We start from the raw sequence: 7,203 nt of genomic DNA, 5'->3' as shown, positions 1-7,203 counted from the left end.
CCACACCCCACACCCCACTTCCCCACTAAATTACTTAATTTGTGCTATGATAATAGTTTTGGGATAAATTTAAATAGGAGCAGACTGTTTGTATGTCTCGTTATAGAGGACCGCGCTTGCGCGTTGTGCGTCGTTTAGGGGAATTACCGGGCCTAACTCGTAAAAATGCCCGTCGTGCCTATGCACCGGGGCAACATGGCCAGGCCCGCAAAAAACGTTCAGAATATGCCATTCGTCTAGAAGAAAAACAAAAACTGCGTTTTAACTACGGTGTCAGCGAAAAACAATTAGTTCGCTATGTCCGCAAAGCTCGCCGGGCTACTGGTTCCACTGGTCAAGTGCTGCTGCAACTCTTAGAAATGCGTCTGGATAATACCGTTTTCCGTCTCGGTATGGCTGGGACAATTCCGGGGGCGCGACAATTAGTCAATCACGGTCACGTCACCGTTAACGGTAGAGTTGTGGATATTGCCAGTTATCAGTGCCGTCCGGGTGATGTGATTGGAGTCAGAAATCAGGAACGTTCCCAGGATCTCGTCAAAAGAAATATGGAATACCCCGGTTTAGCCAACCTGCCGAGTCATTTGGAATTTGACAAAAACACCCTCGTGGGCAAAGTGAATGGCGTTGTGGAAAGAGAATGGATTGCTCTCTCGATTAATGAACTGTTAGTAGTGGAATACTACTCTCGGAAAGTCTAGGAAAAAAGCCTTTTCCAGACACCTTGAGGACGCAATTGGCAGCGTCCTTATTTTATTGGTTAAATTTAGTATTTTTGACTGTACATGGGGCTGGCTAATACCAAATTTCTAAATCCATGACAGACATCCGCGCTCGAATGCTTGCCAAGCCTGCATTCGTTGTGACGCGAATAAAGAAAAATGGTATAACATCCGACTGCGAATGGCAGAACCTCAACCGGCTCCCCCTACTGATACCTCCCCTGAACGGTTACAGTTAAGAGAGTGGTCTGTTAGCACCCACTTCTAAATGGGATATTATCAACATGAAAACTAAATTATCTCAGCTTTATGAAACTGATTTTAATTTGTGGCTTGAGCAAACCGTAAATCACTTAAAAAAGGGCAATTTAGCGGACCTTGATTTAGACAACTTAATCGAAGAAATATCCGATATGGGACGTAATAATAGACGGGAGGTATTTAGTCGTTTAAAAGTTCTCTTGATGCACTTACTTAAATGGCAATATCAACCGGAAAAACGAACTAATAGCTGGATAAATACCATTGATGAGCAAAGAGAACAATTAGAGCTTATTTTTAGGGATAGTCCTAGCTTAAAACCCTATTTGACCTATATTTTCGCAGAATGTTATCAAAAAGCAGTGCGAGGGACGGTAAATGAAACTAATTTACCAAAAGAAACTTTTCCGGTTGATTGTCCTTTTAGCCAAGAACAGGTTTTAAATTGGGATTATTTTCCTGAAAATAGCTTTTAAACAATAGCAGTTTTATGATAAAGTTGCCCTCCTGTCAAGACTGATTTTTTTCTTGCCAAATAGCTAAGGCCATTTGATGAACAAATCGCCAAGGTAGATGATGCTGACGGGCAATTGCGGCACAATCTTCGTATTCTGGTTGTACGGTAATCGGTTGATTAATTGACTCTTTGTAGGCAACTTTTAGCCGAATTTGACCATAGATAGTATCGATCGATTGTATCTCTCTTTTTAAGATTGATCGCTCTTGAATTGTCCTTCTAATGCCTAAAGTTGTGGTTTCCTGAAAGATCATATTTTCACAAATAGCAATTTTATCCAAGGCACAAATTACTGTCAAAAGTATCCCCAAACGAGATTTTTTCATAGTAATTGCTTGACTAAATACATCCAAGGCACCCACTTGTAATAAAGCCTCACTTAAGTAGGCGATCGCTTGTGGATTTAAGTCATCAATTTGAGTTTCTAAAACTGCCACAGTTTCGATTTCATCTAGCTTTTCTGTTACTTTTTTCCCTAACCAAAGCCGGACAAGATTGGGAATCGGTAAATCTTTTGTACCTGCTCCTAAACCGACCTTTTCTAACTGCATTTTCGGCGGTTTACCGAAACTTTTAGCTAAAGTTGTCACAATAGCTGCCCCCGTGGGTGTTACTAACTCCGCTTCGATGCCATTACTATAAATTGTTACTTGTCGCTGACTGAACAATTGTACTACTGCTGGCACAGGAACCGGTAAACGACCATGGGCGGCCTGAACTGTACCGCCGCCGGTGGGTAGAGAAGAACAGTATAATTCACCCACCGATAGCCAATCCAACCCCAAACAAGTCCCGACGATATCAATAATGGCATCCGTTGCCCCGACTTCGTGAAAATGCACTTTTTCCGGTGCGATCCCGTGAACGGATCCTTCTGCGATCGCAAGTTGTTGAAAAACTGCTAAACTCCATTCTTGGACTTTCTGGGGTAAATTTGCCTGTTTAATTAAACTTTCAATCTCCGGTAAATGGCGAGCAGGGGTATGATGGTGATGGTGGTGATGATCAGCGGACTTCTCGGCAGTGACATCGACGTGAATCTTAGTAGCAATTTGACCGCGACGATGCACTTTTTCGGCCCTTAACTGATATTCCTCCTCAATTCCTAAAGTTTTTAGTTGTGCAATCAGGTATTCTAAGGGGACTCCTAAATCTACTAATGCCCCTAAACACATATCCCCGGCGATTCCCGTGGGACAATCCCAATAGGCGACGATTTTGCTATCATGGCTACTATTTACTCTCTCCATCCGGAAAATCCCCAACAACGTTCTATCCAAGAAATCTGTCATGCCCTGAAAAATGGGGCAATTATGCTTTATCCTACCGATACCGTCTATGCGATCGGTTGCGATCTCAATGTGAAATCCGCCGTCGAACGAGTTCGCCAAATCAAGCAACTATCTAATGATAAACCCTTGACGTTTCTCTGTTCTTCTTTGTCGAATATTTCCGAGTACGCAGTGGTCAGCGATTATGCTTATAAGATTATGCGACGAGTTATACCCGGTCCCTACACTTTTCTCTTACCAGCGACTAAATTAGTGCCGAAAGTGGTGATGAATCCGAAGCGGAAAACCACTGGTATCCGGGTTCCCGATCACGTTATCTGTCGCACTATTCTCGAAACCCTAGAAAATCCTATTATCTCTAGTTCTGCCCATCTTCCCGATCAGGAGGGGGATTTTCCCACCAAGGGATTAGAAACCGCTAGGTTATTCGATGCCCTCGATCATATCGTTGATTTAATTATCGAAGATGGTTCGGCTCCCGGTTCGGAAGTGTCAACCATTGTTGATTTTACTGCCGATCAACCGGATATCGTGCGTCAGGGTTTGGGTTGGCCGGAATTACAACAATGGTTATAACGAAGGCAGGAGACAGTATTCAGGAGACAGGAGACAGGAGTCAGTAGTCAGTAGTCAGGAGACAGGAGTCAGTAGTCAGGAGACAAGAGATTATTTTATTTATTCTCCCCACACCCCACACCCGTTCGGCGGTTCGGCTGAGCTCACCGTCGAAGCCTGAGCTCACGGCCGAAGCCCACACCCCACAACTTCCCCATTGATAACTGATAACTGATAACTGATAACTGATAACTGTATCGGTTATTGCGACTTTTTATTTCCTGAAAACCGCCTTGTGTAAGTCAAGTTAGTTGCTTAAGATAGAGGTAATCGCAGTCAGAGAAAACCTCTCAAGGAAATTATTACTATGGCTTTCACTCTTTATTCTCCCTTCCTAGAAATTAATTCTGTTCAACGTCAAATCGATCAACTTTTTCAAGAAGTATTACCGACAACTTCCTTGGTATCTCGTCCCCCGGTGGAAATCTCTGTTAACGAGGATTCCGTGCAATTAAAAATCGAATTACCCGGCATGGATATTAAAGATATCGATGTGGAGGTTAGCAAGCAAATGGTGGCTATTAATGGGCAACGTCAACGCCCTGAGGGGGTAGAAAACAGCGAATTTTATTATGGTAAATTTAGTCGCTTGATTACCCTGCCAGTAGAGGTACAAAATAGCCAAGTTACCGCTAACTATCAAGACGGTATTCTTTATCTGACCCTCCCAAAAGCGGTGGCAGAAAAAAATAAAGTGGTGAAAGTTAATCTTGGTTAGGTGAGAAAAAGACTGGAGAATTTCTCCAGTCTTTTGTTTTATTTGTGGTCGCTAACTGTTAATTGGATTCTTTGCCATTTAGGTTAACGGGACGGGGTTGAATAACACCAAAACCGCCGTGATTGCGTTGATAGATAACGTTGATTTCGTTCGTGTCTTTGTTGCAGAACATAAAGAAATCGTGATCGACTAATTGCAGTTGTGTTAGTGCTTCCTCAATAGTCATCGGTGGCATGGCAAAGTATTTCATCCGCACTACTTCCGCAGGTAATTCGGGAGTGCGATCGCCAATTAGGTTATCATCTAAGGGTTTTTCTTGCACCACCTCGCTAGTTTTAACGGTGGAGTGGGTGCGATGATCCACCAATCTCTCTTTATACTTGCGGAGTTGACGAGCGATTTTATCAGAAACTAAATCAATACTCGCGTATAAATTTTCGCTTCCTTCTTGAGCGCGAATCACTGTTCCATTAGCATAAACCGTTACTTCCGCTTTGTGGCGATCGGGAATGCGTGCATTCTTTTCCACGGAGAGGTGAACATCGACTTTTGTGGTTATGCCGTTAAAATGTTTCACCGCTTTCTCCAGCTTTTGTTCCACATAATCATGAATAGGTTCGGTGACAGCGATATTATTGCCCTGAATCAATAGCTTCATACTCACTACTCCATCTAAAAATTTGGCTATAGACCGTCCACATCAACTATTTTTAAGGGATGTTGATGCTAGGAATTTAATCCTCAAAAACCTGCTCGATCGCGCTGTTGTCAGAGGTCACAGTCTAGATATTGTCGGTGTTTTCGTTCTCTTTTTTTTGTCGGATCGCGCGGAAAATTCATCGGGTCGAGCGCCTATTTGCAACTGGATTTATTTACCTCTATTCTAACAAGTTTCTGCAAAGCTTTTCTTAACAGAAGTGCGAAGTTCTGTTAACTTTTATTTAAAGAAACCGATTTTCGCCGCCAGCAAGAGAATCTGGTGATTGTTTCTCCTGTGGGACGGTTAACATCCGAATAGATGGGATAACCTTAGATTAGCACTTAGTATTCTCCCCAACATCTATATCTTCCCTTCTTTTAATCTTCCTTTGCGCTCCTTCACATTTCTTAAATATTTTGACACATCTCGCAATGAATGCTCAAAAAATACCTCGTCTCTGTGGGCTGAAAATTCAGGCAATTACCCCCTATTCTCTCGCTTGGGCGCACCAGCGATCGCTGGTGGAGGCAAGAATCGCTAATCCTGACTTACCCGATGTGCTGCTGCTGCTGGAACATCCCCCCGTTTACACCCTCGGTACCGGTTCAGATATTAAGTTTATTAAATTTAATCTTGAGAAAACCGACAAAGAAGTGTATCGAATCGAGCGAGGAGGCGAAGTCACCTATCACTGTCCGGGGCAGTTAGTGGGCTATCCGATCCTCAATTTGCGCTATTATCAGCAGGATTTACACTGGTATTTGCGACAATTGGAAGAAGTCATCCTGCAAACTATCGCTATTTATGGATTGTCGGGGGCAAGAATCGGGGGCTTGACAGGGGTATGGGTAGAAGGGTATAAAATAGCGGCGATCGGTATTAAAGTTAGTCATTGGATTACCTATCATGGTTTTGCCCTCAATGTTTGTCCCGATTTAAGCGGGTTTGCCGAGATTATTCCCTGTGGGATTGCTAATAAACCCGTGGGCAGTTTACGGCAGTTTCTGCCTAATATTAGTCTTATGCAAGTACAACAAGATTTATCGAGAGTTTTCGCCTCAGTTTTCGGTGTGGAATTATTTTCTCTTGACAAGGATTAATATGAGCGATCGCAAAGACCCAGAAAAACTCGGTGCGGAAAATAGGGAAGATAACCCCGAAAATAACGGTAAAGCTGGTTTATCGCCCCCCGATGCCTCCGAATACGTCTCCTCCTTATCTTCGCGTAATCCTCTGCGTCAGCGCATCCTAGTATTAAAAGATCTTCGGCCGGGTAACGCGGGGTTATTACTGGCCCCCCTGATGGTGATGACCATCGGCCTCGTCTTTAGCTGGGACTGGTTAGGCTTTTCTGGGGCGATAGTAGCGATATTAATATCTTTACAGGTGATTTTGCCCTCTATTCGCCAGTGGATCGCCCATTATCTCACCCCCTCTGAACGTCAGACGGTTTTTGCTTTTATCGTTTTTATAGCCGCTCTGGCCGGATTAGGGAAATATTTAGGAGTTTACGATCGCATATTGCGATGGTTAGAGAGTTTTAAATATGATGAGTTTGGTTCCTGGGCCGAGTGGGTGGGGGCCTTGGGACAGATTATGATCGCCGTGTTAGCGGTGTATGTGGCCTGGGAACAGTACGTTATTTCTAAGGATTTAACCATACAACAAAATCGCATTACCCAACAACAGACGATCGATTCCTATTTTCAGGGGATTTCTGATTTAGCCTTGGATGAGGAGGGATTTTTAGAAGATTGGCCCCAGGAAAGAGCGATCGCAGAAGGTCGCACCGCTTCCATCCTCAGCAGTGTCGATGCCGCCGGGAAAGCGAAAATACTGCGTTTTTTGAGTCAATCGCGGCTATTATCACCGATTAAACGCGATCGTTATCTAGGCCGACCGATTCTAGACGGGGAAGGGGGTTATGCGGAGGATCGAGAGTTCGGTACAAGAGTAGTACAATTGGGGGTAATGTTAGCGGGGGCCGACATTTCTGGGCAGGATCTGCGCTGGACCGATTTAAGCGAAGCGAATATGGTGCGGGCCGATTTAAGTTATGGCGATTTGGTGAAAGCAAATTTATCGCGGACAATTCTCTACGAAGCTAATTTAAGAGGGGCAGATATCAAAGGGATGCGTTTATTTTATGGTTCCCTAGAAAATGCTACCCCCCGCAGTCGTACCGTTCCCCCCAATTATGACAGCGGAGAACACACGGGAGCAGTGGTAGAAAATGTCAATTTTACCAGGGTGAAAAATATGAGCGAGGAACAACGTCACTATTGTTGTCGTTGGTGTGGGGAAAAGTCCCGCGCAACCATTCCGGGGGGATGTGCTGATATTGCCAATCTTTTGGGCCGATAATTAGGGTATGCTGA

8 protein-coding genes are annotated in these 7,203 nt (G+C 44.0%); 6 read left to right on the top strand and 2 right to left on the bottom strand.

Going from position 1 to position 7,203, the window contains the following annotated elements:
- Positions 1-92: 92 nt before the first annotated feature.
- A complete protein-coding gene (gene rpsD, locus IQ234_RS09685) occupies positions 93-701 on the top strand; it encodes a 30S ribosomal protein S4 (RefSeq protein ID WP_002737433.1) in 609 nt (202 codons plus the stop codon).
- 305 nt (positions 702-1,006) lie between these two features.
- Positions 1,007-1,459 carry a DUF29 domain-containing protein gene (locus IQ234_RS09680; RefSeq protein WP_193956936.1) on the top strand — a complete coding sequence of 151 codons (453 nt, stop codon included), beginning with the start codon at positions 1,007-1,009 and terminating at the stop codon, positions 1,457-1,459.
- 34 nt (positions 1,460-1,493) lie between these two features.
- On the opposite strand, the gene larC is transcribed toward IQ234_RS09680, so the two are convergent.
- Complete coding sequence (larC, locus tag IQ234_RS09675; protein WP_193956935.1) at positions 1,494-2,750, bottom strand: nickel pincer cofactor biosynthesis protein LarC; 1,257 nt, start codon at positions 2,748-2,750, stop codon at positions 1,494-1,496.
- Between larC and IQ234_RS09670 the strand changes: the two genes are divergently transcribed.
- Complete coding sequence (locus IQ234_RS09670; protein WP_002753175.1) at positions 2,727-3,368, top strand: L-threonylcarbamoyladenylate synthase; 642 nt, start codon at positions 2,727-2,729, stop codon at positions 3,366-3,368. The genes larC and IQ234_RS09670 overlap by 24 nt on opposite strands.
- A gap of 346 nt (positions 3,369-3,714) precedes the next feature.
- Positions 3,715-4,125, top strand: coding sequence for an Hsp20/alpha crystallin family protein (locus IQ234_RS09665; RefSeq protein WP_193956934.1), 411 nt, complete (start codon positions 3,715-3,717; stop codon positions 4,123-4,125).
- A 58-nt stretch (positions 4,126-4,183) separates the two neighbouring features.
- Here the strand turns inward: IQ234_RS09665 and hpf are convergent, their stop codons facing one another.
- Positions 4,184-4,783 carry a ribosome hibernation-promoting factor, HPF/YfiA family gene (gene hpf / locus IQ234_RS09660; protein WP_193956933.1) on the bottom strand — a complete coding sequence of 200 codons (600 nt, stop codon included), beginning with the start codon at positions 4,781-4,783 and terminating at the stop codon, positions 4,184-4,186.
- Between the two features lie 473 nt (positions 4,784-5,256).
- Here hpf and lipB point away from each other — a divergent pair, with 473 nt between their 5' ends.
- Together lipB and IQ234_RS09650 are read left to right on the top strand one after the other, a co-directional pair.
- Positions 5,257-5,925: a lipoyl(octanoyl) transferase LipB gene (gene lipB, locus IQ234_RS09655; RefSeq protein WP_193956937.1), complete on the top strand. Its 669-nt coding sequence runs from the start codon at positions 5,257-5,259 to the stop codon at positions 5,923-5,925.
- Between the two features lies 1 nt (position 5,926).
- Positions 5,927-7,189: a pentapeptide repeat-containing protein gene (locus IQ234_RS09650; protein WP_193956932.1), complete on the top strand. Its 1,263-nt coding sequence runs from the start codon at positions 5,927-5,929 to the stop codon at positions 7,187-7,189.
- The last annotated feature ends 14 nt before the right edge of the window (positions 7,190-7,203 follow it).

This window comes from Microcystis aeruginosa LEGE 91341 (assembly GCF_015206885.1).
Classification (GTDB): Bacteria; Cyanobacteriota; Cyanobacteriia; order Cyanobacteriales; family Microcystaceae; genus Microcystis; species Microcystis aeruginosa_H.
This window is presented reverse-complemented; position numbering and strand designations above follow the sequence as displayed.